The organism is Bacillus sp. JZ39, from assembly GCF_053903145.1.
Genome location: NZ_CP096389.1, coordinates 1036521 through 1063196 on the forward strand (window position 1 = coordinate 1036521; position 26676 = coordinate 1063196).

Genomic DNA, 26676 nt, shown 5'->3' on the forward strand with positions numbered 1-26676 from the left:
GGTGACAGCTTTGCGAATTATATCTTTACATATCTACCAATACGGAAAATTTTCCAATCGGACCTTTCACTTTTCCGCCTCTCCTGTCCAAGTCATCTACGGATTAAATGAGGCAGGAAAAACGACGATGATGTCATTCATTGAAAGTATGCTGTTCGGTTTTCCGAAAACGAAAAAATATGAACCGAAAACAGGCGGTGTCTACGGCGGTGTTCTTGAAGCTGAACATCCTGAGTATGGGGTGCTGAAGATCGAACGGACGAAAGGGACTGCCGAAAAACTAAGCGTGTACACAGAAAAGGGCGAAGTAAAGCAGGGAGATGTTTTAAAGCAGCTGTTCCAGGGCACAGACAGGTCGTTGTACAAAGCCATATATTCGTTCGACGTATTCGGGCTGCAGGAAATTCACGCCTTTAATCGGGACAAGATAGGGGAATTTTTGCTCTTTTCCAGCTTGTTTGGTGCTGAAGCCGTATCGAAGCTTGATTCAAGGCTGACGAAGGAAAGCGAAAGGCTCTATAAACCAAATGGGCGAAACCCTCAATTGAATCAGGAACTGGAAACGCTTAAGCAGCTGGCAGTGAAGCTAAAACAGGCTGAAGCAGAGGAAGCGGGCTATCATCAGCTTCTCGGGGAAAAACGAATGCTTGAAGCCCGCCTTGCAGCCGCGGAAACCGAATTGAAAGAGACGGCGGGACATATCCGAATGATTGAGGGAGCGATTGAGCGAAAACCATTGTTAAATGAAAAAGCGACACTCGAACAGGTGATTGCAGAATTTCCGGAACATGCAGGACAATTTCCTGCTGACGGACTGCATCAGCTGGAAAAATATGAATCCCATCTTCACCCGAAATCAGCACAGCTTGAGGCGCTTCGGGTGAAGATGGCGGAGTTGGACAAACAGAGGCAAAAGCTTATCCCCGATAAAGAACTATTGGCGAAAGAAACGCTGATACAAGAGCTTTCGGCAGCGTTTCATATGTACCAATCCTGTGGAGAACAGCTGGCAGCCATTCAGGCACAGCTGCGCCAGGCGTCTGCGCAGACAGCGGCAGGGCTGGAACAGCTCAATAAAACGGATGAAAATGAGCTCCTGAATATGAACACCTCATATGATTATGAATGGCAGCTTCAGCAAGCGGTGCAGCAATATGTACAGGCAAGAGACAGAAAACGGCAGCTTGACGAGACATTTGAACTTGCCCGGCAAGAGCTGGAAGACACGGAAAAGGCCGTTCGTGCCGCTTCGTCCGCGATTCTTGAAGATAGCCAAAGAAAAGATAAAGAAGCTGCTCTTAGAGCATATGATGAAACACAGGGGCAGCACCAAGAGCAAGCGAAGCTCAGAGAACAGCTAACGTTTTTTGAAAGACAGCAGGCTAAACAGAAAAAGACTGTCATTGCAGCTGGTATGTTGTTCATCGTACTCTTTTCTCTGCTGCAGCAATGGATTCCCGCCATAAGTTTCGGCGCTGCACTTATTGTGTATTGGCTTGTATCAGGAAAATCGTCTTCTCGAAACAGCCGAGAGACAAGACAGCCCATGACGGATATTTCACCAGCAGAAGCTGAAATGCTTAGAGAAGCGTTATGGGAGGATGACCGCAATAAGCAGCACCTTCTCACACAGCGTGCAGCGCTCCAGCAAAAGGAGGCGGCGTATGAAAGGGTCATCCAGCAGTTTGAACAGTGGGAAGCCGAAATGGCGCCGTCCTTTACACAGGTTGAGCGTTTTATGAATGAGCTCGGATTTAAGGAAGATCCATCATTTTTGCTTGATGCATACAGCTTAATGAAGGATGTTAAAAAAGAAGTGAAGAAAAAGCATGAGCTGACCATTGAAGCAGGCAGGCTGAAAAAGCACCGGAGAACATTCGAAGAACGCGTCAGTATGCTTCTTCCCGTGAATCAGAGTCAGGATATCTCCATTTCGGACGCCCTTCACACATTGCGGAAAAACATTGAACGTGAAAAAGAAATTGAGAAGCAAAAAAAGGAAATTGAAACAGATATTCATTATACAAAGGAACAGATGCTTGAACTTGAGCAAGAAATACAGTATTTCCACGCACAGATTGAACAGTTATTTGCCGCGGCTGCTGCAAAAGACAGAGATGCGTTTTTTGCCATAGCCGACATCAGCAGGCAATTGAAGGATACGGAGAACAAGCTTCATCACGTAAACGCACAGCTTCAAGGCGGGTACCCGGAGGAACTTGAACTGGCGGATTCCAATACGCTTTCTGAATTGAAAGATAAGCAATTTGTTGAGAATGAAAGAAAAGAGCGGCTGACTGAGGAGATCGAGCAGCTCCGCAGCCAAATCGCACTGCTCTCAGTCAAACAGGAACAATTAGAGGCTTCGGGATTGGTCTCAGACCTCAAGCTTCAAACCGAAATGCAAAAAGAACGTGTAAAAGAAACGGCTAAAAAATGGGCCTCGATACAAATGGTCAAACAGGTGATCAGAAACAAATTGGAGCGGCATAAAAAAATCGAGCTTCCGCGCCTTCTAGAGTCGGCAGGAGAATTCTTCCGCCCTCTGACTGACGGAAACTACCAAACCATTTATTTTTCCGAAACGGATGATTCGATCATGGTTATGCATCGCGATGGAACTGTCTATCATGCGGAAGAGCTGTCACAAGGGACGTGTGAACAGCTGTATACAGCGATCCGATTTGCTTTGGCCGTTACGCGCCAGGGTGGGTCAAAGCTTCCGTTCCAGCTTGACGACAGTTTTGTTCATTTTGATCAGGAAAGGCTGAAACGTGTATTACATGTTCTGTATGATTTATCTGAAGGCGGTAGGCAGATTTTGTATTTTACATGCCATGAGCACGTAAAAGATGCATTTCATAGCAGCCAAATCATCCATTTGGTCTCATAAAAGAGGTTCTATAGCTGAAAATCGGTATGTGATATACTGGTATTATGTAAGATACGGAGGGAGCTTTAATAGAATGGCTAAAGGGATTATGCTACATGAGGTTGGCGAACAGGTGGACCAGTATCTATTGATTAAATCCTCGACGAAAGGGATTGCAAGCAATGGAAAACCGTTTTTGACGCTGATGCTGCAAGACCAGTCAGGCGATATTGAAGCGAAGCTGTGGGATGCCAAGCAAAGTGATGAAGTGACCTATGCGCCGCAGACGATTGTCAAGGTCGTCGGCGATGTTCATCATTATCGCGGACGCACCCAGCTGAAGCTAAGAAATATCAGACCGGTAAGCGAGCAAGAAAACGTCAATATTGATGATTTTTTAGAAACCGCGCCGATTCCAAAAAATGAAATGATGGATACCATCACTCAATATATATTTGAAATGAAAAATCCGAATATCCAGCGAATCACAAGGTTTTTGGTTAAAAAACACGAAGCTGAGTTTATGGATTATCCGGCGGCTACGAAAAACCACCATGAGTTTGTCTCAGGTTTGGCGTATCATGTTGTCTCTATGCTGAACCTGGCGAAGGCAATAGCAGATTTATATCCTTCTCTTGATCGTGATCTGCTTTACGCCGGTGTTATCCTGCATGATCTTGGAAAAGTGAAGGAGCTGTCCGGCCCTGTTTCCACTTCATATACGGTTGAAGGCAATTTGCTCGGCCATATTTCCATCATGGTGACAGAGCTTTCAAAAGCGGCTGAGGAGCTTCAAATCGATTCTGAAGAGGTGTTAATTCTTCAGCATTTGATTTTGAGTCACCACGGCAAAGCAGAATGGGGCAGCCCGAAACCGCCGATGGTGAAAGAAGCGGAAATTCTTCACTATATAGACAATCTGGATGCAAAAATGAATATGATGGACAGAGCGCTTGAGCGCGTGAAGCCTGGCGAGTATACTGAACGTGTATTCGCACTGGAAAACCGTTCCTTTTATAAACCGACATTTCATAAATAACGTAAAAAGGACTGATGCTGACATATTCAGCTCAGTCCTTTTTGATGCGTCTTTCCCGCACATAACTCGTCTCATTCCCGCATATGGTTAAGAATAAAGAATCTATGCAAAGGGGGAGGAGCCCGTGTTATTTTTTCCGTGGTGGGTGTATCTTTGTATTGTAGGCATTATTTTCAGCGCATATAAACTTGTGGCGGCAGCCAAAGAGGAAGAAAAAGTAGACCAGGCTTTTATTGAAAAAGAAGGACAGATTTATATGGAGAGGATGGAAAAGGAGCGAGAACGCCGCAGTTCTCAGCAGCATGAAGAAGAAAATCAAAACCATTCCATCGCATAAAAAAAGCTGTGCGGCTCAATGAGCCGCACAGCTTTTTTATTATTTAGAACTGCTTGAAGACGAAGAAGTGCTGTTGCTTGTTGAAGATGTATTAAATGTGTCTTTCAGATCTTTATCTTTTACTTCGATGTCAGCTTTCTTCATGACTTTTTGAACAGCTTCCTGAACAGCTGCGTTGTCATTTAATTTTTGTTCAAGCACTTCAGATTTCAGTTCTTTTTTCATATCATCGTATTTGCCGCGTTCTTCTGTCTTTTTAATGATATGGTAGCCGTATTGCGTTTTGACAGGGTCACTGACTTCACCTGTTTTTAATTTGAATGCAGCTTTGCTGAATGTTTCGTCCATTTGGCCTTCTTTTGCGAACCAGCCAAGATCCCCGCCTTTTGAAGCAGAGCTGTCTGTTGAGTATTCTTTCGCAAGGTCTTCAAACTTCTCGCCTTTTTTCAGCTTTTTCTCTACTTCTTCAGCTGTCTTTTTATCAGCAACAAGGATGTGGCTTGCACGGATTTTGCCTTTTAAGCCTTCCCAGTACTCTTTGATATCGGCGTCTGTTACTTTGATGTTATCTTTAGCCGCTTTTTGTGTCAGCAATTCATATTTTACTTGTTCTTTCAGGTAATCTTTGCCATATTGCTTTTCGAGGGCAGTATATTGATCGCCAAGCTGCGTTTTGTATTCTTTCAGCTTGTTGTCAATTTCTTTATCCGAAACTTTATACTTCTTGTCCAATACTTTTTCTTGCACTAGCTGTGTCAGTACGCTTGCGCCAGCTGTTTTCTTCATGTTTGTGTAAAGCTCGCCTTTTGTGACATCGCCTGCGTCAGTTTTTGCGATGACTTCTTTGTCGCCGCTGCTGCATGCACTGAGAGCGAGGATGCTTGTAGCAGTGATAGCTGCTATTGCGATTTTCTTCATTGTTTTCAAACACTCCTAATCATTCCAAATTAAATTACCTATGCGTATCATAACATATTGTGGCTTTCTGTAAAAAGATTTTAAATAAAGGGCATTCGTCTAGTCAAACTTTTGCTGATGACATACTTATATATTGATCAAGAAAAGGAGGTATGTAACATGAGCGGAGGATACTCTAACGGATTCGCGTTGCTCGTAGTACTGTTCATTTTGCTTATCATCGTAGGTGCAGCTTACATCTACTAAGCAGACCGAGGATCGCTTGCAACATAAGCGATCCTTTATTTTCACTAGCGCCTAATCGTTTCAAACATGAATTGCATAACATGTAATTGGTAAATAAAGCTTATTACAGGAGGTGCTTTTTAAGATGGGTGAAGTATTTGCAGGCGGATTCGCTTTATTGGTTGTGTTATTTATTTTATTGATTATCATCGGCGCTTCTTGGCTGTACTAATCAACATAAAAAAGCATAGCTGCTTAATCAGCAGCTATGCTTTCTTTCGTATTTACACTGTAAAGGAGATCTCCACAAACGAAGAGATCAGTAAAATTAATATAGATACATTAATAAATCGGAATACCTTATCTTGCCGCTCTTCAGGAATCTCTCTGACAAGGCATAATGTATTGGTGAGCCTGTTTATGAAATATAAAATAAACACGGCAGCCACGATAAAATAGAATAAAATGATGGGAGATTCCCCCTCTCTCTGAACTGTCCCATATTACATTACCAAATATTTATTAAAAAAGATAGAATGCAAATTGAAAAATCGCCACCAGCACCAGGGTTTGACTACTTTTCAACAAGAATATCCAAGCCGTCAGCTTCCTGATCAATAAAAGCGGTTTTCGGTGCTTTTATCAGCTTGAGAGCCAGCAGGAAATCAGGCAGACAGTAGCCGGCGTGAATGCCCGAGATCATGCAAAAATAATGAGCGTGATTCGGAAATGCCAGTGCTGCGTAAAACAATACCGGTGTAATCAGCAAGAACGGGCTGACGAGTGAAATCAGCATTGTTGTTTTTGGTATACGTTTCCATGTGCGCATGCGCAATATGTAAAACTTTTTTTCTATTTTTCTTTTTTTGCAGATGATTGGCAGGACATGGATGACTTTATGTACAAATAAAATAACGACGAGCAAACCGCCGAATAAAGATACATATTCATCGCTTAAGCTTGTGCCAGGCCGCAGCAGCTCAAAAGCTAAAAAGGTAGATATAAAAACCAAAATCATAAAACATACAGCAGTTAATATTATGCGAACGGCGCCATAATCCTTCATGAGATTTATGGTCTTCCAGCAATTCATCAAAGTCATCCTTCCATACATCTTGAATAGAATCTCAAAATAATTTACTCCTCCCAAGAGAAAAAATCAATGCTTTTTTAAGAAAAAATATCATCCGGCAGGTATTTTTTTGAAACAAGCAAACAAACTGCGAAATATGGGGTTAGAACTTTCTTCTCAGTGAATTATCAGCTAAAATAAGATTAAAGATAGAAAGAAGTGGTGTGGATGGATTCGATGGATCATCGCATTGAGCGATTAGAATATTACATACAATTATTAGTGAAAACAGTAGATATGGACAGGTACCCCTTCTATGCGCTTCTCATTGACAAAGGGCTGAGCAAGGAAGAAGGGGAAGCGGTTATGAGGATATGCGATGAATTGTCGGAAGAGCTGGCAACACAAAAAGCGCAAGGATTTGTAACCTTTGATAAGCTCCTTGCGCTTTTTGCCGGACAGCTGAATGAAAAATTAGATGTTCATGAAACGATTTTTGCCCTGTATGAGCAGGGGCTTTATCAAGAGCTGATGGAAGTCTTTATCGACATCATGAAGCATTTTGATTAACTGTTTACAGGTTCGAGCTCTTCAGCCGGTTCATCCGCCGCATTGTCCTTTGCTTTTTTCTTCAATTTTCCGTTTACGCTTTCAAAGTCATTGTCAATATTGGTGAGTGACGTTTCGAAAATTTCCATAAAATCATCGCCGTAGATATGGCGTATCATACACATCATTTCTGCCACTTCAGGAAATTTTCCGAATAAATGATACAAAGGCTGTGACCCTTTAAAAACAGCGTTGCGTGTCGGATCAAATTCCTCAAGCAAGCTCCAGAATACCTCGGTACCTTCCTCAGTCAATTGGACATATGTGTTCCTTTTATCATTCAGCCGTTTGGAGAACCTTAAATAACCCCGTTCTTCCAGCTTTTTTGAAAAGTTGAATGCGGTTGATACGTGCATGACCCCGAACTTCGCGATTTCAGAAATGGAAGCTCCATTCAATTGATACGCAATCCATAAAATATGATGCTCATTAATATTCAGGTCATACGGTTTGAGCCATTGCTGCCAATCCTTCTCGATTGATTTCCAAAGCGCCTTGCTAAGCTGAGCCATTTTCTGGGTGAAGACCAGAGCTTCTTTCACATCATAGGGCGGTTCCACTCGATTCATTACGTCACCTGCTTCTCTTTTTCTTTTTCTCTATTATGCCAATAAAATAAAGATTAATAAAGATGAAAATGTAAGAATTTTTTAATAAATTCACAAACCATTGCGGCGGAAGGGTTTTTCGGCCAAAAAAAATACGGGTCCAATTTTGGCCCGCATTTTTTTCTTTTGAATAGGATATTAGTTTTGTAAGGTTTTCTCCAGCTGTCTGATTTTCTCTTCGATATCGGCAATTTCTTTTTGCAAATCCTGCTGGTGAGGCTTGATCTCTTCCTGCCATTTTTTAATTGACGTTTGGAGCTCGCCGCCCACGTCTTTAATAACATCCGTGCTTTCTTTTGCCGCTTTGATCAGCTGGTCTTTTAATGCAAGCCCGTCTGACTTTAAGCGTTTGATTGTTTCTTCAAAAGAATCATAATTGGTTTTCATTTTTTCACGCAGCTGCTTTCCTGAGGAAGGTGCAGTAAGAAGAACCGCTGCTCCTCCGATGATGCCGCCTACGAATAGTCCTGTTAATAGAGAACGTCCGCTCGCCATTACAATCACCCCGTCTTTTTCTTCAAATAGGATTCATTCAGCATTTTTCATTTTTGTTGAAAGCCTGAACTTCTATACATAGCTTGCTTTATTTTAGCATATTTTTTAAGTGAAAAGGAGGGAGAAGGTTGTCTGTCTTTTTGATTGTGTTATCCTGCATCACCCTTGCCTTCGCTTCAGGCGCTGTTTACTATATCAGACTTCTCAGCCAGGCTGCTTCTTATCCGCCCAAGAAAGTCATCCGGCAGAAAGCGCTTGTTTGTTCAACCGGAACCGCCTTTACACTATGTCTTATCTTTTTCACAAAACTCCTCGCTTAAAACATGCTGACATGCTGCGAGCGCTCTGTTCAAAAAAACCTCTCCCGGAAGCGGAAGAGGTTTTGTGTGACAATTATTTAGCAGCTTCCATAAAGCTTGAACGTCTTAAAATGGTTTGCACAATCGGATAAATAATGATCATTGAGATTGTATTCAGCACAGCGGCCGGCAGAACAACAGCCGCGAACAATGCGGCGAAACCGCCCGGCAAACCGACGATCAATAAAGCTGACGATAGAAACACAATTCCTGATAAGATGGTCCCGATCACTGTCAGCACAGCGGCTGCACCTGTTTTTTGGCTCTTTCTGAACAAAAGAAACAGGGAGAAGAACAGAAACGCTGATACCGGTTTATCAATGATGTTAGGGATCTGTCCAGCTGGAAACGCGGTTGTAAGCGCAGAAATGATTCCGGTCACGATCCCGATGACGAGTACATTTTGCACTCGCGGGAACAGCAGAATGCCCATGAACATCATGATCAGCATCATATCTGGTTTCATGCCGCCTAAAAAGGGCGGAATAATGGAATGAAGCGCTGCGCCGATTGCGGCAAACAGAGCCATAATGACTAACTCTTTTGTTTTCATAACTATGCTCTCCTCTGCTAAGCTTTTTGCCCTCCAATAATATGCTCATCATTTATTGCGAAGGCTTTACAGAATGTGTTATGCAAACAGTATACCAAACGGACGGTTTGCATAGCCAGACTTTTTACTCATTTTCCTGCTGGAATTTCTTCATGAACGCAGCTAATTTTTCACAGTCTTCGAGAGAGACCGCGTTATAAATAGAAGCGCGGCAGCCTCCCACCGAACGGTGTCCGCCAAGGCCGATCATCTTCGCATCTTTTGCTTTCTGGACGAATGTTTTCGTTAATTCGTCATCCCGAAGCGTGAAGGTGACATTCATGCGTGAGCGGCTGTCCTTTCTGGCATGTCCTTTATAGAAGCCGTTGCTTTCATCAATACAGCTGTAGAGAACCTGCGCTTTTTGTTCATTGCGCTGTTCAACAGCTTCCACACCGCCGTTTTCCTTGAGCCATTCCAGAACGAGGCTCAGCATATAAATCGCAAATGTCGGCGGAGTGTTGTAGAGTGAATCCGCTTTGACATGTGTGGAATATTTCAGGATTTTTGGGACGTTCGCATTTTCATTTTTCAGCCAGTTTTTTTTCATGATGACTACAGTCACGCCGGAAGGGCCGAGGTTCTTTTGGGCGCCTCCGTAGATCACATCAAATTTGGACACATCGATTTTTCTGCTTAAAATATCGCTGGACATGTCGGCTACGAGCGGAATTGGAGAATTCGGAAACTCCTGCCACTGAGTGCCGAAAATTGTATTGTTGGATGTGATATGTAAATATGCGCCGTCTTTTACATCCGTAAGGTCAACCTCAGGAATATAGCTGTAATTGTCTGTTTCACTTGTAGCGGTGATAGACGTGTTCCCGAACAATTTCGTTTCTGCCAGTGCTTTTTCAGACCAAGCGCCTGTCATGACAAAATGTGCGGTTTTTTCAGGTGTTAAAAAGTTCATTGGAAGCATTGAGAATTGAAGGCTTGCCCCGCCTTGAAGAAACAAGATATCGTAATCTTCCGGAATGCCCATCAGTTCGATTAAGAGGCTTTTCGCTTTTTGGTGCACCGCTTCATACTCTTTGCTGCGGTGGGAAAGCTCCATAACAGACATGCCGGATTCGTTAAAATCAATAAATTCTTTCTGTGCTTTTTGCAGAACTTCCAGTGGCAGCGCTGCAGGACCTGCGTTAAAATTCGTTGTACGTTCCATTATGATCTCTCCCTGTTTTCCACGTTAATGTATAAAATAATACAATTATCCTATCACAAAAATTCAGTTTTTTGATAAAAAATTAGAATTATCAAAAGAAATTGACGGATGTTTGCGAAATGTTCACAAAATAAAATAACCTCATCTTATGATGAGGCCAGGCGTTTTGCGATAGAGGAAGAGATGTTCTGCAGATCCTCCGGTTTATAATCATCAGCATGCGTTTTCCAAACCGCTCCGAATCCATCTCCTTTTCCGTAGCGAGGGATAATATGCATATGGTAGTGGAACACAGATTGTCCAGCTTTTTCGCCGTTATTGTTCAGCGTATTTAAGCCGATCGGTTCAAATTCATCCCGGATAGCGCGGGCGATTTTCGGAACAGCATGGAAATATTGTTTTGCTAATTCATCTGTAAATTCATATACATTCTCAATATGTGTTTTCGGAATGACAAGCGTATGGCCTTTTGTCACTTGGCTGATATCAAGAAAGGCAAGTACATGTTCATCTTCATACACCTTCGCGGATGGAATGTCGCCGGCAATAATTTTACAAAAGATACAATTCTCTGCACAATGCATGAGGGTTCCTCCTTATGAAATTGTTTAGTATGTATACATTCATCGTACCACAGAAATGCAGAAAATAGAAAACAGGATGAACGGCGAGCGTTCACCCTGAATGCAGAGGAAGAGCTTATATGAAGAAAATGTGTTATGCCTTTGGTAAGCACCTCATTTGTCAATAAAATGAAGACTTGTTTAATGCCTAACGATTCCTGCGATAAACACCTCATTTGACAATTTGCTTCATACATGAAGAATTCATCAATTCAGTGAAGAGAAATGGTTTGAGCATTGGACATGTTTATTTTCTATCCAACTGTTTCTAAGACGTCTTTGACAAACACCTCATTTTTCAGTTGATATGCTTTTCCTCTACAACTATTATGATGTCCAGAACCCTGTCTCTTTATGACAGCAAATTCATCATTTGTTAAAAGGGAATTGTTTCAAATCAGGCCTTGTTTTTGGTACTATGAAGAAAAACACTATAAGGGGAGAAACTATGTCTCTGCTATCGGTAAAAGACTTAACCGGCGGATATACAAGGAATCCGGTTTTAAAAAACGTATCATTCACCCTTGAACCGAATCAAATTGTCGGCTTAATCGGGCTGAATGGTGCTGGTAAAAGTACAACAATCAGACATATCATCGGGCTGATGGACCCGCATAAAGGTTCAATCGAATTAAACGGTAAAACGTTTGCTGAGGATCCGGAAGGCTACCGTTCACAATTTACCTATATACCTGAAACACCTGTTTTATACGAAGAATTGACGCTGATGGAGCATCTTGAACTAACAGCCATGGCATATGGACTGTCAAAAGAAACGATGGAGAAAAGGCTGCCTCCGCTTTTAAAGGAATTCCGAATGGAAAAGAGGCTGAAGTGGTTCCCGGCCCATTTTTCTAAAGGAATGAAGCAGAAGGTTATGATTATGTGCGCCTTTTTGGCAGAGCCTGCGCTCTACATTATTGATGAGCCTTTTCTAGGGCTTGATCCGCTTGCCATTAACGCGCTGCTTGAACGGATGAATGAAGCGAAAAAAGGCGGGGCAAGCGTGCTGATGTCAACGCACATTTTGGCAACGGCAGAACGCTATTGCGATTCGTTTATTATTTTACATAACGGCGAGGTGCGGGCGCGCGGCACGCTGTCAGAGCTCAGAGAGCAGTTTGGAATGAAGGACGCGGCGCTGGACGATTTGTATCTTGAGCTTACAAAGGAAGACGCTGGCCATGAATAATATGCTTGATATTTGGCAGTCGCGGCTGCAGGAGCATATCAAAGAAACAAGAACATACATGAAATATATGCTCAATGATCACCTCGTCATTGTTTTGATTTTTTTTCTAGCGGGCGCTGCAAGCTGGTACAGCAAATGGATACGGGACATTCCCGCTCACTTTCCATCCTTTTGGGTGATGGCCGTGCTGTTTTCGCTCGTGTTGACAAGCTCTTATGTGCGAACGCTTTTGAAGGAGGCTGACCTTGTTTTCTTATTGCCTCTTGAAGCAAAAATGGAGCCTTACTTGAAGCAGGCGTTTGTCTACAGCTATGTGTCTCAGCTGTTTCCGCTTATTGCGCTGAGCATCGTTGCGATGCCGCTTTATTTCGCAGTCACACCGGGGGCTTCGCTCGTATCGTATGCCGCGGTCTTTGTCCAACTGTTGCTGCTGAAAGCGTGGAATCAGGTAATGGAATGGCGAACGACTTTCCAAAACGACCGCAGCATGAAACGGATGGACGTCATCATTCGCTTTGCGGCGAATACACTCGTTCTTTATTTTGTTTTCCAATCTGTTTATATGTATGCGCTTCTCGTCTATGTCATTATGGCTGTTCTTTATCTGTATATGTCTTCCGCAGCAAAACGGAAAACATTTAAATGGGAGAGCCATATTGAGTCCGAATTGAGACGAAAGCAGCGTTTCTATCGGATTGCCAACCTGTTTACTGATGTGCCGCATTTGCGAAAGCAAGCCAAACGCAGAGCTTATCTCGACTTTTTGCTGCGGCTTGTGCCGTTTGAACAGCGCAAAACATTTGCCTATATGTTCACCCGCGCCTTTTTGCGTTCGAGTGATTATTTGGGCATTCTTGTCAGATTAACGATCGTTTTCGCGCTGATCATTATGTATGTCTCAGCTAGCCCGCTGATTGCAGCGGTTTTGACTGTGTTTGCCATTTTCATTACGGGCATTCAGCTTCTGCCGCTCTTCGGCCACTTTGACCATCTGGCGCTTCAAGAGCTGTACCCTGTGCAAAAAGAAACAAAGCTGAAAAGCTATTTCTCTCTATTAAAAACTGCACTTAGTATTCAAGCGCTGCTAATGTCTGTTGCATCTGCCTATGCAGCCGGCTTGACCGGTTTTCTGTACGCGCTAATCGGTTCTGCCGTTCTGATTTTTGTTGTTTTGCCTGCTTATATGACAACCAGGCTGAAAAAGCACGGAAAGCTGTGAACTGAAAAGAGGTAATCAAATGACAGATAATCAGCTGCTGATGCAGGAAGCTTTGGAATGGAAAATGCATTTTTTGCGAAAGGATTCCATGTTTGAACGCTTTTCGAAGCGTGTCCAGACGAAGGTGAATGAACGGATTCCTGAAAAAATCCATACGGTCGTCACCGAGAGTGTAAGAAAAATGGTAGAAGCGACAATGGCCGGCTCCAATATCATCACTTATAAAAAGGATACAAGTGCACTGTCGCTCAGTGAAAAAAACGAATTGGCGAAAAAAACGATTATTTCTTATCAGAAGGTGGCGGCTGCTGAGGGAGTCGGAACCGGAGCGGGCGGCATTTTTTTAGGCATTGCTGATTTTCCGCTGCTGCTTTCAATTAAGATGAAGTGTTTATTTACCTTGTCTTCCATTTACGGCTTTGATGTCAAGGATGCACAAGAAAGAATGTTTTTGCTGCTCGTGTTTCAGCTTGCGTTTTCGAGTGATGATGGCCGTAAATCGCTTTTTTCTGTCATCGAAAATTGGGAGACGGAGAAAAAGAGCATCGACTGGAGAGTGTTCCAGCAGGAATATCGCGATTATATCGACGTCGTGAAGCTTTTTCAGCTTTTGCCGGGCGTAGGAGCGGCAGTCGGCGGAATTGCCAATTATAAGCTGCTTGCTCAGCTTGGAGAAACGGCAAGACATGTTTTTCATCTGAGGATATTAAAGGAAACAGCCGGAGAATAAACACTCCGGCTGTTTTTTTATAGCTGATGATAGGTGATCGCAGCGCCGGCAAGGACCTTGGCCGCTGTCAGCATGGCTTTTTCGTTGATATCAAATTTCGGATGGTGGTGGGAATAAACTCGATCTGGCTGTTCGGGAGCGGCACCTGTAAAGAAAAAAGTGCCTTTCACGTTTTGTAAGTAATAAGCAAAATCCTCGCCGCCCATTTGCGGTTCACCGTCAATGACCTGCTGAACGCCCTCGGTATTCTTTGCGGTGCTCACCAAGTGGCTCGTTTCGGCAGGATGGTTCACAACCGCCGGATAACCCTGTTCATAGGTGTACTCATAGGACGCGCCGTGCATGCTGCATATTCCTTTTACAACCGCTTCAATTTCTTTCTCCAGAATGTCCCGGACATTTTCATCAAAAGAACGCGCTGTGCCGATGAGTACTGCTTGGTCTGCGATGACATTAAACGGATTGTCTGCGATGAAGGAGCCGGTCGAAATGACGGCGGATTGAATCGGATTGACTTTGCGGCTGACAATGTGCTGCAAAGAGGAAACGATTTGCGAACCGATCAGGACGGCGTCTTTTGTATCATGCGGATGAGCGCCGTGGCCGCCCTTTCCGAAAACTTTAATCGTAAATCGGTCCGCCGCCGCCATTACGGCGCCGGGGCGGCAGAGAATAGTTCCGAGCGGCTCAGTTGCCCAAAGATGAGTGCCGAATATCACATCCGCGTTTTCGAGGCAGCCGTCATCAATCATTGGCTTTGCGCCTCCCGGATAATATTCTTCTGCATGCTGGTGGATCATCACAAATGTTCCCTTCAGTTCATGTCTGTTTTGGTGAAGGACCTTGGCCACTGCGAGAAGAGCTGCGGTGTGGCCGTCGTGGCCGCATGCATGCATGACACCAGGCACTTTGGAGGCGTAAGGGACATCTTTTTCATCTTGAATGGGGAGAGCGTCAAAGTCGGCCCTCAAAGCGACTGTAGGGCCGGGTTCGCTTCCTTCTATATATGCTAAAACCCCTCTGCCGCCAACGTTTGTGCGGATTGGGACTCCTAACGATTCATAATAGGAAGCAATAAATGCGGCGGTTTTTTCTTCTTGAAATGAAAGCTCAGGATACATATGAAAATGGCGCCTGATCTCAACCATTTCTTCAAAACAGCTGTCGAGCTGTTTGTTTATCTCTTTCTGCAGTGTGGATATGGACAAAGCCGCTTCCCCCTTTTCTATGTTTTCCATGATTGTATAGAAAAAGTCTGAATATTTCAACTCGTGCTGTTTTAAAGCATCATCACAGCTGCGAGGGTTGTCACCAAAAGGCCAATCGCGACGGGAATGAAGTTTTTTCTGGCAAGCTCAAAAGGATCAACTTTGCAAATGGCCGCCGCGGGAATCAACGCCCATGGGACCAGTGTTCCTCCGCCCACCCAGATGGCAGAGATTTGTCCGAGCGCGGTCAGAACGGCGGGATCGGCATGGAGAGCGGACGAAAAGAGCTTTGCGATGGAGCCGGCGAGAGAAATGCCAGAAAATCCTGAGCCGTCAAGGCCTGTTATGGCTCCAGCGGCAGTTAATGCAGCGGCGGCAAGTTCCTTTGACATAGGCATCATATGAGATAAAGCAATGCCAAGATCGTTGACAATGCCGTGGGAACCTTTAGGGAGTGAAGTGCCCAGTATGCTTTCATAGCCTGAGTCGCCAAGATAAAAGAAAGCGGCAATCGGGATGACGGGGCCGAAAACCTTAAAACCGAACTTAAATCCGTCAATAAAATAGCCGGTGATTTTTTCAAGCCCTTTATGCTTATACACGAAAAAATGAACGGTAAGGAGGATACAGATTGCAGACCCGCCAATTAACGCGGTGGCATCATTTCCTTGTAGGTTAAACAAGAGCATGCAGGCGATATCTGCAAGAAAGGCAAGCGGAATCAAAAAAGCCAGTATGGATCGCAGGCGTTTTGGCAAGTACAGCGAGTTGTCTTGTTCGCCGGAAAGAACGGGGGAAAAAGAAGCGGGATGCTCCTGTTTTTTGCGTTCGCGCTGAATCATGATAAAGGCAGCTGTTGTTGTTGTCACACCCATAATCAGCACAAGCGGAATGCTGGCCGAGACGACATCACCGACTGGAATGCCTGCTGCATCTGCAGTCAGCTTTGGCGCCGCCTGAATGACAAAGTCTCCTGAGAGGGCAAAACCGTGTCCGAATAAGTTCATGGCCATGGCCGCGGCAAGAGGCGTCAAACCGGCACGTGCGGCTGCGGGGAGCAGGACGGCGCCGATTAAAGCGACACCCGGAGAAGGCCAGAAGAAGAGAGAAATGGCGAACATCAGGCCCCCAATCAGCCAATAGGCAGTCACAGGCCCTCTCACAAGGCTTGCAAAGGGAGAAATCATCGCTTCATTTATCCCTGTTTTTGTTAACAAATCACTCATTGAAACGATAAAGCAAATGATGAAAATCGTGGGCAGCAGTTCGCCGGCCGCATAGATAAAGCTGTGGAATAAACTGCTGACAGAAGCTGAAAGTGAATGGCTGGCCCATAGCGATATGATAAAAATGCCGAATAGAGAAATAAATGTCGTGTCTTTTCTCAGCAGCATAAATAGGATAATTGCACCGATAAAAAACACATACAGAACATGGACAGACAAAATCCCGACTTCCATCATCGATCACTCCTTCCGCTTACAGATTATTCATAGGCGGGCGGAAGGTGCCGGGACAGAGGGGAGGGTTATGATGGAAGATGAACATTGATCTGTTTCAGCTGCTCAATCAGATGATGCCTTAATACTCTATTCGCTTTTTGCAGATGTTTTGGGAAGCATTCAGGAGAAAAAATGACGCACCCTTCAGCAAGCCAGTTTTTTCTATAGGCGATGATGCTTTCCGATGGCTCTAAATATGAATCATCCTCGTGCTGCATCTCGTAATCATCAAATCCGAACTGAAAACCGCAGCACGGGCAGATTTCATGAGAATGATTGCCTTCATGATCATATGGCGGTTCAGCCAATCCCTTAAACCCGCAGACTGGGCAAGTATGCTTCATTTTGCTTTCCTCCCAATAAAATAAGCTGCCGGACATGCCGGCAGCTATTCGACAGCGAAATATGTGGTGACATAGGAAGGCCGGGAGAAGATCGACGTTGTGTCAATTCCGGCAGATGTATCGCGTTTTTTGTGGGCTTCTTTGTAAGAACCGGACTGCTGCCAGTCTTGAAAGGCGCTTTCCGTTTCCCACAAGGTCAGAATGACATAGGTGTCACTGTCAAGCGGACGGAGCACTCGAATTGCTTCAAAGCCAGGCTCGTTTTCGACTTTTCCCGCTCTGTTTTTAAATCTGTTTTCAAACAGCGGACGCCCTTCCTGAGTAACGGCAATATTGTTCAATACTGCAAAACCGGGATGTTTGATCTCTCCGACTTGGTCAATGACTTCATAAGCGTGTGGTGCCTGGAAAACGGTATCTCCGTTTGTTTCATGAATTAAAATGGCGTTTTCCTGCCCCTGCATCAAAAGGATATTTTCTGAGGGATGCTTCTGTACGATCGTTTTTAAAAAATCGGCTGTCCCATATGTAATATAAACCTTCATATCAGCCACCTCCTGCTTGCTAGTATATCAAAACAATGGTATAAGTTTCTATTGGCGAGTGCTTCGAACATAATTCCAAACAATTTTTCCCATACTACCTTTAGAAAGGCGAGGTGAGTTCATGTTTAAGATAAAGAAAAAGAAACTTTTTATACCTATCATTATTTTAGTGTTAACTGCTTTTCTCGCTTTAATAGGATATATTTCAATTATTTTTCTCGGCCATTATGTCATAGATGAAAAAAAGCTTATTCTTCATGCTTCTTCAAAAATTGTTGATCAAAACGGAGATGAGGTTGCAAGCCTGTATACAGAAAATCGCGAGCCGGTCTCGATCAATGAGATTCCTAAGCAGGTCAGAGAAGCGTTTATCGCTGTTGAGGATAAAAGGTTCTATGAGCATCACGGCATTGATGCAAAATCTGTCGGAAGAGCAGTGTATCGCGATATATTAGCAGGCGGAAAGGTGGAAGGCGGAAGCACGATCACCCAGCAGCTTGCCAAAAATATTTTTCTGACACATGACAAAACGTTTCTAAGAAAAACAAAAGAAGTGATCATTGCGATTAATCTTGAACGGGATTACAGCAAGGACAAGCTGCTTGAAATGTATTTAAACCAGCTTTACTTCGGACACGGGGTTTACGGCATACAAGCGGCGTCCCACTATTATTTTAATAAAGAAGTAAAAGATTTGACTGTATCTGAAGGCGCTGTTTTGGCCGCTATTCCGAAGGCGCCTTCTACGTACTCTCCGATTTTGCACCCTGATAAAAATAAGGAGCGGCGTGATACAATTCTAGGTATGATGAATGACCAAGGCTATATCAGTGCGAAAGAGGCTGTCACCGCACAGGGCCGAACGCTTGGACTGCACGTGAAGAAACAGTCGGAAACACCTTGGTTAGACAGCTACATTGACCTTGTGATTAAAGAGGCGGAAGACAAGTATTCCATTTCCGGAGAGCAGCTTCTTCAAGGCGGATACACGATCAAGGTGCCGCTCGATTCGAAGCTGCAGAAGACGGCTTACCAGGTGATGAAAGAGGGAAGCTATTATCCCGGAACAGATCAGAATGCCGAGGGAAGCGCGGTCTTTATTAATAACAAGACAGGCGGTGTAGAAGCGGCCATCGGCGGAAGGGATTACACATCCAAAGGATATAACCGTGTCACAGCTGTCCGCCAGCCGGGTTCCACATTTAAGCCGCTTGCTGTATACGGACCGGCGATGCAGGAAAAGAAATTTAAGCCATATTCTCTATTGAAGGATGAGTTGCAGTCCTACGGAGATTATACGCCGAAAAACTACGACAGCCGGTATGAGGGCGAAGTCACTATGTCTGACGCCATTACGTACAGCAAAAACGCGCCGGCTGTCTGGACGCTGAATGAGATCGGCGTTGAAACAGGAAAATCTTATTTGAAAGCAAACGGCATTGATATCCCTGATGAAGGCCTTGCTCTCGCTCTAGGCGGCTTGGAAAAAGGCGTTTCGCCGCTCCAGCTTGCCGGCGCGTTTCATACATTTGCCGCGAATGGAACGTATACGGAACCCTTCTTTATTTCGAGCATAATAGATGAAGACGGAGAAACAATAGCCGATCATAAAGAAGAAGGAAAGCGGGTTTTCAGCAAGCAGACGTCTTGGAATATGACGAGAATGCTGCAGCAGGTAGTCAAAAAGGGAACGGCTACGTCCGGCACCTATCACGGCGACCTGGCGGGAAAAACAGGTTCTACATCTTATACAGGCGTCTCCGGCGCGACAAAGGACGCTTGGTTTGCAGGCTATACGCCGAAAATAACCGGGGCAGTCTGGATGGGTTATGACAAAACGGATCAAAACCATTATTTGAAAGCCGGGAGCTCATACCCGACGCGGCTGTTTAAGGATATTTTGACACAGGCAGGAGAAACCGGTCATGTGTTCACAAAGCCTAAAAACATTAAAGAACTGGAAAGCCCGATTGAGCTGAAGCCGGTCAAAACACTCACAGCCGATTACACATTTAAAGCAGCGGGGCTCTTTACTATTGAATTAAAGTGGGACGCTCAAGAGGATGATCGGGCCGTATACAGAATTTATGTAAACAAGGACGGCGAGGAGTCGCTTCTTGATTCGGTTGAAGGGAAGGGAAGCTATGAAATTCCTTATGCCAACTTATTTTCGGGCGCGTCTTATAAAATTGTGCCTTATAATACACAGACAAAAAGAGAAGGGGAAGGAACCGATTACGTTCAGCCAAAATTGTTTTCCTCTTAATGGAATTCGGCGATTTTTTGAACTTTGAGCTACATTTCTATACCATTTGCCTAAAACAAGGTATAGTGTAATAAGTCAAGAAATACGAACGTATGGTTGCCGTATGAAAGGTGGAAATCAGATGAGTAAACGAGAAACGTTTAACGAGACGTTTTTAAAAGCTGCGCGGGGAGAAAAAGCGGATCACACGCCTGTGTGGTATATGAGGCAAGCAGGGCGCTCACAGCCGGAATACCGCAAGCTGAAGGAAAAGTACGGATTGTTTGAGATTACCCATCAGCCCGAACTTTGTGCGTATGTCACAAGACTGCCGGTTGAGCAATACGGAGTCGATGCTGCAATCCTTTATAAAGATATCATGACGCCGCTGCCGTCAATCGGTGTGGATGTTGAAATCAAAAACGGGATCGGTCCTGTGATTGATCAGCCAATCCGGTCTCTGGCGGACATTGAAAAACTCGGCCAAATTGATCCGGAACAGGACGTGCCGTACGTGCTTGAGACAATTAAACTGCTTGTCAATGAGCAGCTGAACGTCCCGCTCATCGGTTTCTCAGGTGCGCCTTTTACGCTTGCAAGCTATATGATCGAAGGCGGCCCGTCGAAAAACTACAATAAAACAAAAGCCTTCATGTACAGCATGCCGGATGCATGGAATCTGCTGATGTCCAAGCTTGCCGACATGATCATCGTGTACGTGAAAGCGCAGATTAAGGCAGGCGCAAAAGCGATTCAAATCTTTGATTCGTGGGTCGGCGCATTGAATCAGGCAGATTACAGAACATACATCAAACCCGTAATGAACCGGATTTTTTCAGAGCTCGCAAAGGAGAATGTGCCGCTGATCATGTTTGGCGTTGGCGCAAGCCATCTTGCAGGTGATTGGCATGACCTTCCTCTCGATGTTGTCGGGCTTGACTGGAGACTCGGCATTGATGAAGCCAGATCAAAAGGAATTACTAAAACAGTGCAGGGCAACCTGGACCCGTCCATTTTGCTTGCGCCATGGGAAGTCATTGAGCAGAAAACGAAGGAAATACTTAATCAAGGTATGAAATCAGACGGCTTCATTTTCAATCTTGGCCATGGGGTATTTCCTGATGTCAGTCCCGAGGTTTTGAAAAAACTGACAGCATTTGTCCATGAATATTCACAAAACAAAAAAATGGGTCAATATTCCTAAGCATATCTTTTGGTATCTTAATGATATCCTGTCAAAATGTTTGTATCAGATCATTAAAGAGGGTGTAAACAGTGAGTAGAAAGAAAATGGGGCTTCTCGTGATGGCGTACGGCACGCCTTATAAGGAAGAAGATATTGAACGTTATTATACACATATCAGAAGAGGCAGAAAGCCTGAGCCTGAAATGCTTCAAGATTTGAAAGACAGATACGAAGCGATTGGCGGCATTTCACCGCTTGCCAAAATCACAGAAGAGCAGGCGCATAATCTGGAACAGCACTTGAATGAAATTCAGGATGAGATTACGTTTAAAGCGTATATCGGATTGAAGCATATCGAGCCGTTTATTGAAGACGCCGTAGCAGAGATGCATAAGGATGGCATTACAGAAGCAGTCAGCATCGTGCTGGCGCCGCATTTCTCCACGTTCAGCGTTCAGTCCTACAACAAACGCGCCAAAGAAGAGGCTGAAAAACTCGGCGGCTTAACGATTACGTCAGTTGAAAGCTGGTACGATGAACCGAAGTTCGTGAGATATTGGGTTGACCGAGTGAAGGAAACATATGCGTCAATGCCTGAGGATGAAAGAGAAAACGCGATGCTCATCGTATCCGCACACAGCCTGCCGGAAAAAATTAAAGAATTTGGAGACCCGTATCCGGACCAGCTGCATGAATCGGCGAAATTAATTGCTGAAGGCGCAGGCGTTTCCGAATATGCTGTCGGCTGGCAAAGTGAAGGGAACACGCCTGATCCTTGGCTCGGACCCGATGTTCAGGATTTAACACGTGATTTATTCGAACAAAAAGGCTATCAAGCATTTGTATATGTTCCTGTTGGATTTGTCGCGGATCACTTAGAAGTGCTTTATGATAATGATTATGAATGCAAAGTGGTTACTGACGATATCGGCGCAAGCTATTACCGGCCGGAAATGCCAAATGCCAAGCCTGAATTTATTGATGCTTTGGCAACAGTCGTATTAAAAAAATTAGGACGTTAAAGAAGGCGATGAACATGAGTGACGGCAAAAAACATGTAGTCATCATCGGCGGCGGCATTACCGGTTTAGCCGCCGCCTTCTATATGGAAAAAGAAATCAAAGAAAAGAATCTGCCGCTTGAACTGACGCTTGTTGAGGCAAGTCCGAGAGTCGGCGGAAAAATCCAGACTGTCAAGAAGGACGGCTATATCATCGAAAGAGGGCCAGACTCATTTCTGGAACGAAAGAAAAGCGCCCCGCAGCTTGTTAAAGACTTAGGTCTTGAGCATTTGCTTGTCAACAATGCGACCGGACAATCCTATGTGCTTGTAAACCGCACTCTGCATCCAATGCCGAAGGGCGCTGTAATGGGGATACCGACAAAAATTGCGCCGTTTGTTTCTACGGGTCTGTTTTCTTTGTCCGGGAAGGCGAGAGCTGCTATGGATTTCATCCTGCCTGCTAGCAAAACAAAGGATGATCAGTCATTGGGAGAATTCTTCCGCAGACGTGTCGGAGATGAAGTGGTCGAGAACTTAATCGAGCCGCTTCTATCAGGGATCTACGCAGGCGACATTGACAAGCTCAGCCTGATGTCGACATTCCCGCAATTTTATCAGACGGAACAAAAGCATAGAAGCCTGATTCTCGGCATGAAAAAAACAAGGCCTCAAGGCTCAGGCCAGCAGCTGACGGCAAAAAAACAAGGGCAGTTCCAGACTCTGTCAACCGGTTTGCAGACCCTTGTAGAAGAGATCGAAAAGCAGTTAAAGCTGACGAAGGTGTATAAAGGCACAAAAGTGACCAAACTCAGCCATAGCGGCTCTGGCTATTCGCTCGAACTGGATAACGGCGTCACACTTGATGCTGATTCAGTAATTGTGACTGCTCCGCATAAAGCGGCTGCGGGAATGCTTTCTGAGCTTCCTGCCATTTCTCATTTGAAAAATATGCACTCCACATCCGTGGCAAACGTCGCTTTAGGTTTCCCTGAAGGCTCCGTCCAAATGGAGCATGAGGGCACGGGTTTTGTCATTTCAAGAAACAGTGACTTTGCGATCACAGCCTGTACGTGGACGAATAAAAAATGGCCGCACGCAGCGCCGGAAGGCAAAACGCTGCTTCGGGCATATGTCGGAAAAGCTGGAGACGAATCCATTGTCGATCTATCAGATAATGACATTATCAACATTGTGTTAGAAGACTTAAAGAAAGTCATGAACATAAACGGCGAGCCGGAAATGACATGTGTCACCCGATGGCATGAAAGCATGCCGCAGTACCATGTCGGCCATAAGCAGCGTATCAAGGAGCTGCGTGAAGCACTTGCATCTGCGTATCCGGGTGTTTATATGACAGGCGCTTCTTTCGAAGGTGTCGGCATTCCCGACTGCATTGATCAAGGAAAAGCTGCCGTGTCTGACGCGCTTACCTATTTATTCAGCTAAAACCTCCGCTTTATCGCGGAGGTTTTTTTGATGTTCAATGGCAATATTGTGTAAAAAAATGATTGAATTGAACAGCAGGTTATGATACATTTGCATATGTACTTAATGACTAAAATGTTCAAACGGTCAGTTTCGAGGTGAATACAATGTCAATAGATCGAAAAAAGCTCATTTTGGAGGCGGCTACAAAGTCTTTCACGCAGTTCGGGTATAAAGCGACGACAATGGATCTTGTCGCAAAACTTGCGAACGTGGGGAAGGGAACCATTTATACTTTTTTCAAAAACAAAGAAGAGCTGTTTGACGAGATTTTCACTACTTTATTAAAGGAAATGAAGCAAAAAGCGGATGAAGCGATGGAGCCGAACCTTCCGTTCCATGAAAATGTGCACAGAGCATTGTTTGCCATTCTGGAGTTCAGGAAAACACATCAGCTGACGATTAAAATTTTCCAAGAGAATGCCGAGATTGGTACAATGGCAGTTCAGGAAGTGATCCAGAAAATGGAGCGAGCCATACTGTCTTATATCAAAAGTAAGATTGAAGACGGGATCAAAAGCGGCGCAATCAAGCCGTGCGACCCTGAACTGACAGCCTTTGTGATGCTGAAGCTTTATATCGCGCTCATTTTTGACTGGGAAAAACAACACCCCCCGCTTGATAAAGAGACAATTGCGGGACTGCTTGAATTGTATGTTGTCAAAGGATTGTCAGCGAACTAGATAATCCTTTCTCTTTGCAAGAAAATGACCATTTTTCATGATGAGTCAGTTTTAGAATGGAGGCATCAGGATGAACACAATACGAAGTCAGTGGAAAGACATCGTAACAAGTAAAAAATTATTGATTCCCATCATCGCCATTTTGTTTGTCCCGCTTATTTACAGCGGCGTATTCTTAAAGGCTTATTGGGACCCGTACGGCACAGTTGACCAGCTGCCTGTCGTTGTCGTCAACCAAGACAAGGGAGCAACGTATGAAGGAGAAAAACTTCAAATCGGTGATGATCTGGTCAAAGAATTAAAGGATAATAACAACTTTGATTGGCATTTTTCCAATGATCTCGACCAATCGTTAAAGGACTTATTGAATCAAAAATATTATTTAGTTGTCGAGATTCCTGAGGATTTTTCTAAGAATGCCAGCACTGTATTAGACAAAAATCCGAAAAAATTGGATCTGAAATACCATACAAATGCAGGCTCTAACTATGTAGGGGCAACGATCGGCGAAAAAGCGATTGATAAACTGAAAGCCTCTGTTTCAAAAGAAGTGACCGAGCAATATACGAAAGTTATTTTTGATAACTTTAAAGATATCGCAAAAGGTTTGAGCGACGCGAGCAGCGGCGCGAAAAAAATTGATGACGGCACAAAGGATGCGAAAAACGGAAGCGCCCAGCTGAAAGAAAATCTGGCGAAGCTGAAGGAAAGCACCGCTACCATCAGTGACAAAACAGCGCAGCTTGCAGATGGAGCGGCTCAGGTGACGAGCGGCATCCAATCACTTGACAGCTCGCTCGGTAAATTCCAGGACAGCAGCAACCAGATTTATGATAAATCTAGTCAGCTTGCAGCAGGATCAGGCGAGCTGACAAGCAAGATGAATGAACTTCTTGCTGGACTTCAAAATGTGCAGAAGGGTGCGCCTAATCTTACTAACGGGCTGGATCAGCTCAACAGTAAAGCCCAAGAAGGTTCTGAGAAAGCAGCAAAAGCGGAAAAGCTCATTAATGCGCTCGATTTAACGAAGCTTGAAACTGCTGTAAACAATCTGGAAAAATCAGAAACTGCGATGAAGGAATTTAAAAAACAGCTGTCTGACTTTGAAAACAGCTTAAAAAACCGTGATCAGGCATTCAAAAATCTCATCAATTCGAGTGATTTCTTAACAGCGGAGCAAAAAAGCCAGTTGATCAGCTCTGTTGAAAAGCAGCTGCCGAAAGTTGATGCGCCTGATTTTGATGAAATTTTAAGTGGGCTTCCTTCAGCTGATCAGCTGCCTGACATCGCAACGATAAAAAGCTCTCTTGAAGACGTGAAAGCGCAGGTGGCGCAGGTGAAAGCCATGCCGGAAGCTACATCTAAGCTTTATAACGGCGCAAAAACAATCCAAGATGCGATTGACAGATTAACTGAGGGAGCTGATAAGATATACAATGGTTCACAGAAGCTGACAGATGGCCAAACTAAACTGACAGCCGGCATCGGTGAATATAATAAGCAGTTCGCAAAGGCAAAAGCGGGCTCAGAGCAATTGGTGACAGGAAGCAGCCAAGTATCCGGCGGATTGTTTAAGCTGTTAGACGGGTCTAAACAGGTCCAAAGCGGATCATCAAAACTTGCAGACGGATCTGCATCACTTGATACAGGTTTAGGCAAGCTATTGGACGGCACAGGAGAGCTGTCTAGTAAGCTGAAGGATGCGGCTGATCAAACAGGAGATATCGATGCTGATGATCAAACATACGGCATGTTTGCGGATCCGGTTAAAACCAAAGATGATGCCATTCATTCCGTTCCTAACTATGGAACAGGGCTGACACCTTATATCCTGTCAATGGGCTTGTATGTCGGCGGCATCATGCTGACGGTTGTCTTCCCGCTGAAGGAAGCGTCAGGACGTCCGAGAAACGGTTTTGAGTGGTTCTTCAGCAAATTCAATGTCATGATGCTTGTAGGAATCATTCAATCATTGATTGTGGCGACGGTTCTTCTATTGGGAATTGGTCTCGAGGTAGAGAGCACGTGGAGATTTTACGTGTTTACGATCATTACGAGTCTCGCTTTCCTGGCGATGATTCAATTTTTGGCTACAACGATGGGCAACCCTGGACGTTTTATCGCAGTCATTATTTTAGTGCTGCAGCTGGGAGCGAGCGGAGGAACCTTCCCGCTTGAATTGCTTCCGAATTTCTATCAGGTCATCCACGGCGCATTGCCGATGACCTACAGCATTAACGGATTCAGAGCGGTCATTTCAAACGGTGACTTTGACTACATGTGGCAGATGGCCGGCGTCTTAATCGGCATCGCCCTCGTCATGATTGCACTAAGCATTACTTACTTTACAATGTTAAGCCGGAAGGAAGAATCATCAGAAGAACAGCCGGCTTCATAAAGAAAAAGAACTTGTTTCCTTG

The 26676-nt window shown here is 44.5% G+C and carries 27 protein-coding genes and 1 pseudogene; 16 read left to right on the plus strand and 12 right to left on the minus strand.

The annotated features are described in order from the left end of the window. The first annotated feature begins 1 nt into the window (after position 1). The 3 genes from sbcE (at position 2) to yhaL (ending at position 4248) form a co-directional block, all read left to right on the plus strand. A complete protein-coding gene (gene sbcE / locus M1D65_RS05370; RefSeq protein WP_276353869.1) occupies positions 2-2893 on the plus strand; it encodes a DNA repair/recombination ATPase SbcE in 2892 nt (963 codons plus the stop codon). A gap of 73 nt (positions 2894-2966) precedes the next feature. Continuing rightward, on the plus strand, positions 2967-3911 hold the full coding sequence (gene yhaM / locus M1D65_RS05375) for a 3'-5' exoribonuclease YhaM (RefSeq protein WP_003245698.1): 945 nt from the start codon (positions 2967-2969) through the stop codon (positions 3909-3911). 124 nt (positions 3912-4035) lie between these two features. Further along, positions 4036-4248 carry a sporulation protein YhaL gene (gene yhaL / locus M1D65_RS05380; RefSeq protein ID WP_003233252.1) on the plus strand — a complete coding sequence of 71 codons (213 nt, stop codon included), beginning with the start codon at positions 4036-4038 and terminating at the stop codon, positions 4246-4248. Between the two features lie 39 nt (positions 4249-4287). Here the strand turns inward: yhaL and prsA are convergent, their stop codons facing one another. Next, the gene (gene prsA, locus M1D65_RS05385) at positions 4288-5166 is read right to left on the minus strand and encodes a peptidylprolyl isomerase PrsA (protein ID WP_014476317.1); all 879 of its coding nucleotides are present in this window, start codon (positions 5164-5166) and stop codon (positions 4288-4290) included. 159 nt (positions 5167-5325) lie between these two features. Between prsA and yhzE1 the strand changes: the two genes are divergently transcribed. Further along, a complete protein-coding gene (yhzE1, locus tag M1D65_RS05390) occupies positions 5326-5412 on the plus strand; it encodes a sporulation protein YhzE1 (RefSeq protein WP_003327753.1) in 87 nt (28 codons plus the stop codon). 124 nt (positions 5413-5536) lie between these two features. Next, positions 5537-5623: a sporulation protein YhzE2 gene (gene yhzE2, locus M1D65_RS05395; RefSeq protein WP_003155248.1), complete on the plus strand. Its 87-nt coding sequence runs from the start codon at positions 5537-5539 to the stop codon at positions 5621-5623. A 52-nt stretch (positions 5624-5675) separates the two neighbouring features. On the opposite strand, the gene M1D65_RS05400 is transcribed toward yhzE2, so the two are convergent. Together M1D65_RS05400 and M1D65_RS05405 are read right to left on the minus strand one after the other, a co-directional pair. Continuing rightward, positions 5676-5858 carry a hypothetical protein gene (locus M1D65_RS05400; protein ID WP_024571667.1) on the minus strand — a complete coding sequence of 61 codons (183 nt, stop codon included), beginning with the start codon at positions 5856-5858 and terminating at the stop codon, positions 5676-5678. Positions 5859-5965: 107 nt separating this feature from the next. Beyond that, positions 5966-6484, minus strand: coding sequence for a DUF3267 domain-containing protein (locus M1D65_RS05405; RefSeq protein WP_003245590.1), 519 nt, complete (start codon positions 6482-6484; stop codon positions 5966-5968). Positions 6485-6691: 207 nt separating this feature from the next. On the opposite strand from M1D65_RS05405, the gene M1D65_RS05410 reads away from it, so the two are divergent. Continuing rightward, positions 6692-7033 carry a YhaI family protein gene (locus M1D65_RS05410; RefSeq protein ID WP_009966921.1) on the plus strand — a complete coding sequence of 114 codons (342 nt, stop codon included), beginning with the start codon at positions 6692-6694 and terminating at the stop codon, positions 7031-7033. Here the strand turns inward: M1D65_RS05410 and M1D65_RS05415 are convergent. Both M1D65_RS05415 and M1D65_RS05420 read right to left on the minus strand, forming a co-directional pair. Further along, entirely contained in the window at positions 7030-7641 is a 612-nt protein-coding gene (locus tag M1D65_RS05415; RefSeq protein ID WP_456270801.1) for an HTH-type transcriptional regulator Hpr, read from the minus strand. The two genes, M1D65_RS05410 and M1D65_RS05415, sit on opposite strands and share 4 nt — an antisense overlap. 177 nt (positions 7642-7818) lie before the next feature. Continuing rightward, positions 7819-8175, minus strand: coding sequence for a YtxH domain-containing protein (locus M1D65_RS05420; protein ID WP_003245875.1), 357 nt, complete (start codon positions 8173-8175; stop codon positions 7819-7821). A 128-nt stretch (positions 8176-8303) separates the two neighbouring features. Between M1D65_RS05420 and M1D65_RS05425 the strand changes: the two genes are divergently transcribed. Continuing rightward, positions 8304-8495 carry a hypothetical protein gene (locus M1D65_RS05425; protein WP_014476318.1) on the plus strand — a complete coding sequence of 64 codons (192 nt, stop codon included), beginning with the start codon at positions 8304-8306 and terminating at the stop codon, positions 8493-8495. Between the two features lie 73 nt (positions 8496-8568). Here M1D65_RS05425 and trpP read toward each other — a convergent pair whose 3' ends face one another. The 3 genes from trpP to M1D65_RS05440 all read right to left on the minus strand — a co-directional run bounded on the left by trpP (position 8569) and on the right by M1D65_RS05440 (position 10875). Next, the gene (gene trpP, locus M1D65_RS05430; RefSeq protein ID WP_049140672.1) at positions 8569-9087 is read right to left on the minus strand and encodes a tryptophan transporter TrpP; all 519 of its coding nucleotides are present in this window, start codon (positions 9085-9087) and stop codon (positions 8569-8571) included. Positions 9088-9211: 124 nt separating this feature from the next. Next, positions 9212-10291 carry a 3-phosphoserine/phosphohydroxythreonine transaminase gene (serC, locus tag M1D65_RS05435; RefSeq protein ID WP_024571663.1) on the minus strand — a complete coding sequence of 360 codons (1080 nt, stop codon included), beginning with the start codon at positions 10289-10291 and terminating at the stop codon, positions 9212-9214. Between the two features lie 146 nt (positions 10292-10437). Then, entirely contained in the window at positions 10438-10875 is a 438-nt protein-coding gene (locus M1D65_RS05440; protein ID WP_003233231.1) for an HIT family protein, read from the minus strand. 487 nt (positions 10876-11362) lie between these two features. Here M1D65_RS05440 and ecsA point away from each other — a divergent pair, with 487 nt between their 5' ends. From ecsA to M1D65_RS05455, 3 genes are read left to right on the plus strand one after another with little or no spacing between them, the layout of a single operon-like run. After that, on the plus strand, positions 11363-12106 hold the full coding sequence (gene ecsA, locus M1D65_RS05445; RefSeq protein WP_003233230.1) for an ABC transporter ATP-binding protein EcsA: 744 nt from the start codon (positions 11363-11365) through the stop codon (positions 12104-12106). Further along, a complete protein-coding gene (ecsB, locus tag M1D65_RS05450) occupies positions 12099-13325 on the plus strand; it encodes an ABC transporter permease EcsB (protein ID WP_003245169.1) in 1227 nt (408 codons plus the stop codon). Before ecsA ends, ecsB begins: the two co-directional genes overlap by 8 nt. Before the next feature lie 19 nt (positions 13326-13344). Then, the gene (locus M1D65_RS05455) at positions 13345-14055 is read left to right on the plus strand and encodes an EcsC family protein (protein ID WP_283857229.1); all 711 of its coding nucleotides are present in this window, start codon (positions 13345-13347) and stop codon (positions 14053-14055) included. 17 nt (positions 14056-14072) lie between these two features. Here the strand turns inward: M1D65_RS05455 and sndC are convergent, their stop codons facing one another. The 4 genes and pseudogenes from sndC to hmoB all read right to left on the minus strand — a co-directional run bounded on the left by sndC (position 14073) and on the right by hmoB (position 17654). Then, positions 14073-15263: an N-acetyl amino acid acetylase SndC gene (gene sndC / locus M1D65_RS05460; protein WP_072173864.1), complete on the minus strand. Its 1191-nt coding sequence runs from the start codon at positions 15261-15263 to the stop codon at positions 14073-14075. A gap of 71 nt (positions 15264-15334) precedes the next feature. Continuing rightward, positions 15335-16726, minus strand: coding sequence for a hypothetical protein (locus tag M1D65_RS05465; protein ID WP_080286179.1), 1392 nt, complete (start codon positions 16724-16726; stop codon positions 15335-15337). A gap of 65 nt (positions 16727-16791) precedes the next feature. Beyond that, a pseudogene (locus M1D65_RS05470) lies at positions 16792-17109 on the minus strand (hypothetical protein). 44 nt (positions 17110-17153) lie between these two features. Continuing rightward, positions 17154-17654, minus strand: coding sequence for a heme-degrading oxygenase HmoB (gene hmoB / locus M1D65_RS05475; protein ID WP_003244748.1), 501 nt, complete (start codon positions 17652-17654; stop codon positions 17154-17156). A gap of 121 nt (positions 17655-17775) precedes the next feature. Between hmoB and M1D65_RS05480 the strand changes: the two genes are divergently transcribed. The 6 genes from M1D65_RS05480 (at position 17776) to M1D65_RS05505 (ending at position 26654) form a co-directional block, all read left to right on the plus strand. Then, the gene (locus M1D65_RS05480) at positions 17776-19920 is read left to right on the plus strand and encodes a transglycosylase domain-containing protein (protein WP_032725327.1); all 2145 of its coding nucleotides are present in this window, start codon (positions 17776-17778) and stop codon (positions 19918-19920) included. 121 nt (positions 19921-20041) lie between these two features. Continuing rightward, the gene (gene hemE, locus M1D65_RS05485) at positions 20042-21103 is read left to right on the plus strand and encodes a uroporphyrinogen decarboxylase (RefSeq protein WP_029726308.1); all 1062 of its coding nucleotides are present in this window, start codon (positions 20042-20044) and stop codon (positions 21101-21103) included. Positions 21104-21174: 71 nt separating this feature from the next. Beyond that, positions 21175-22107 carry a ferrochelatase gene (gene hemH, locus M1D65_RS05490; RefSeq protein ID WP_456270802.1) on the plus strand — a complete coding sequence of 311 codons (933 nt, stop codon included), beginning with the start codon at positions 21175-21177 and terminating at the stop codon, positions 22105-22107. A gap of 14 nt (positions 22108-22121) precedes the next feature. Then, on the plus strand, positions 22122-23534 hold the full coding sequence (hemY, locus tag M1D65_RS05495) for a protoporphyrinogen oxidase (RefSeq protein WP_032725328.1): 1413 nt from the start codon (positions 22122-22124) through the stop codon (positions 23532-23534). 146 nt (positions 23535-23680) lie between these two features. After that, positions 23681-24256: a TetR/AcrR family transcriptional regulator gene (locus M1D65_RS05500; RefSeq protein WP_014479348.1), complete on the plus strand. Its 576-nt coding sequence runs from the start codon at positions 23681-23683 to the stop codon at positions 24254-24256. A gap of 70 nt (positions 24257-24326) precedes the next feature. Next, positions 24327-26654, plus strand: coding sequence for a YhgE/Pip domain-containing protein (locus M1D65_RS05505; protein ID WP_064671193.1), 2328 nt, complete (start codon positions 24327-24329; stop codon positions 26652-26654). Positions 26655-26676 lie beyond the last annotated feature (22 nt).

Bases quoted from the DNA above. Each gene is read 5' to 3' on its own strand.
- yhaM (WP_003245698.1), top strand. From the start codon at position 2,967: ATGGCTAAAGGGATTATGCTACATGAGGTTGGCGAACAGGTGGACCAG.
- M1D65_RS05455 (WP_283857229.1), top strand. From the start codon at position 13,345: ATGACAGATAATCAGCTGCTGATGCAGGAAGCTTTGGAATGGAAAATG.
- ecsB (WP_003245169.1), top strand. From the start codon at position 12,099: ATGAATAATATGCTTGATATTTGGCAGTCGCGGCTGCAGGAGCATATC.
- trpP (WP_049140672.1), bottom strand. From the start codon at position 9,087: ATGAAAACAAAAGAGTTAGTCATTATGGCTCTGTTTGCCGCAATCGGC.
- M1D65_RS05500 (WP_014479348.1), top strand. From the start codon at position 23,681: ATGTCAATAGATCGAAAAAAGCTCATTTTGGAGGCGGCTACAAAGTCT.
- hemE (WP_029726308.1), top strand. From the start codon at position 20,042: ATGAGTAAACGAGAAACGTTTAACGAGACGTTTTTAAAAGCTGCGCGG.
- ecsA (WP_003233230.1), top strand. From the start codon at position 11,363: ATGTCTCTGCTATCGGTAAAAGACTTAACCGGCGGATATACAAGGAAT.
- prsA (WP_014476317.1), bottom strand. From the start codon at position 5,166: ATGAAGAAAATCGCAATAGCAGCTATCACTGCTACAAGCATCCTCGCT.
- M1D65_RS05420 (WP_003245875.1), bottom strand. From the start codon at position 8,175: ATGGCGAGCGGACGTTCTCTATTAACAGGACTATTCGTAGGCGGCATC.
- M1D65_RS05440 (WP_003233231.1), bottom strand. From the start codon at position 10,875: ATGCATTGTGCAGAGAATTGTATCTTTTGTAAAATTATTGCCGGCGAC.
- M1D65_RS05465 (WP_080286179.1), bottom strand. From the start codon at position 16,726: ATGATGGAAGTCGGGATTTTGTCTGTCCATGTTCTGTATGTGTTTTTT.
- yhzE1 (WP_003327753.1), top strand. From the start codon at position 5,326: ATGAGCGGAGGATACTCTAACGGATTCGCGTTGCTCGTAGTACTGTTC.
- hemY (WP_032725328.1), top strand. From the start codon at position 22,122: ATGAGTGACGGCAAAAAACATGTAGTCATCATCGGCGGCGGCATTACC.
- hmoB (WP_003244748.1), bottom strand. From the start codon at position 17,654: ATGAAGGTTTATATTACATATGGGACAGCCGATTTTTTAAAAACGATC.
- M1D65_RS05415 (WP_456270801.1), bottom strand. From the start codon at position 7,641: ATGAATCGAGTGGAACCGCCCTATGATGTGAAAGAAGCTCTGGTCTTC.
- M1D65_RS05480 (WP_032725327.1), top strand. From the start codon at position 17,776: ATGTTTAAGATAAAGAAAAAGAAACTTTTTATACCTATCATTATTTTA.
- serC (WP_024571663.1), bottom strand. From the start codon at position 10,291: ATGGAACGTACAACGAATTTTAACGCAGGTCCTGCAGCGCTGCCACTG.
- yhzE2 (WP_003155248.1), top strand. From the start codon at position 5,537: ATGGGTGAAGTATTTGCAGGCGGATTCGCTTTATTGGTTGTGTTATTT.
- M1D65_RS05410 (WP_009966921.1), top strand. From the start codon at position 6,692: ATGGATTCGATGGATCATCGCATTGAGCGATTAGAATATTACATACAA.
- M1D65_RS05505 (WP_064671193.1), top strand. From the start codon at position 24,327: ATGAACACAATACGAAGTCAGTGGAAAGACATCGTAACAAGTAAAAAA.
- M1D65_RS05405 (WP_003245590.1), bottom strand. From the start codon at position 6,484: ATGAATTGCTGGAAGACCATAAATCTCATGAAGGATTATGGCGCCGTT.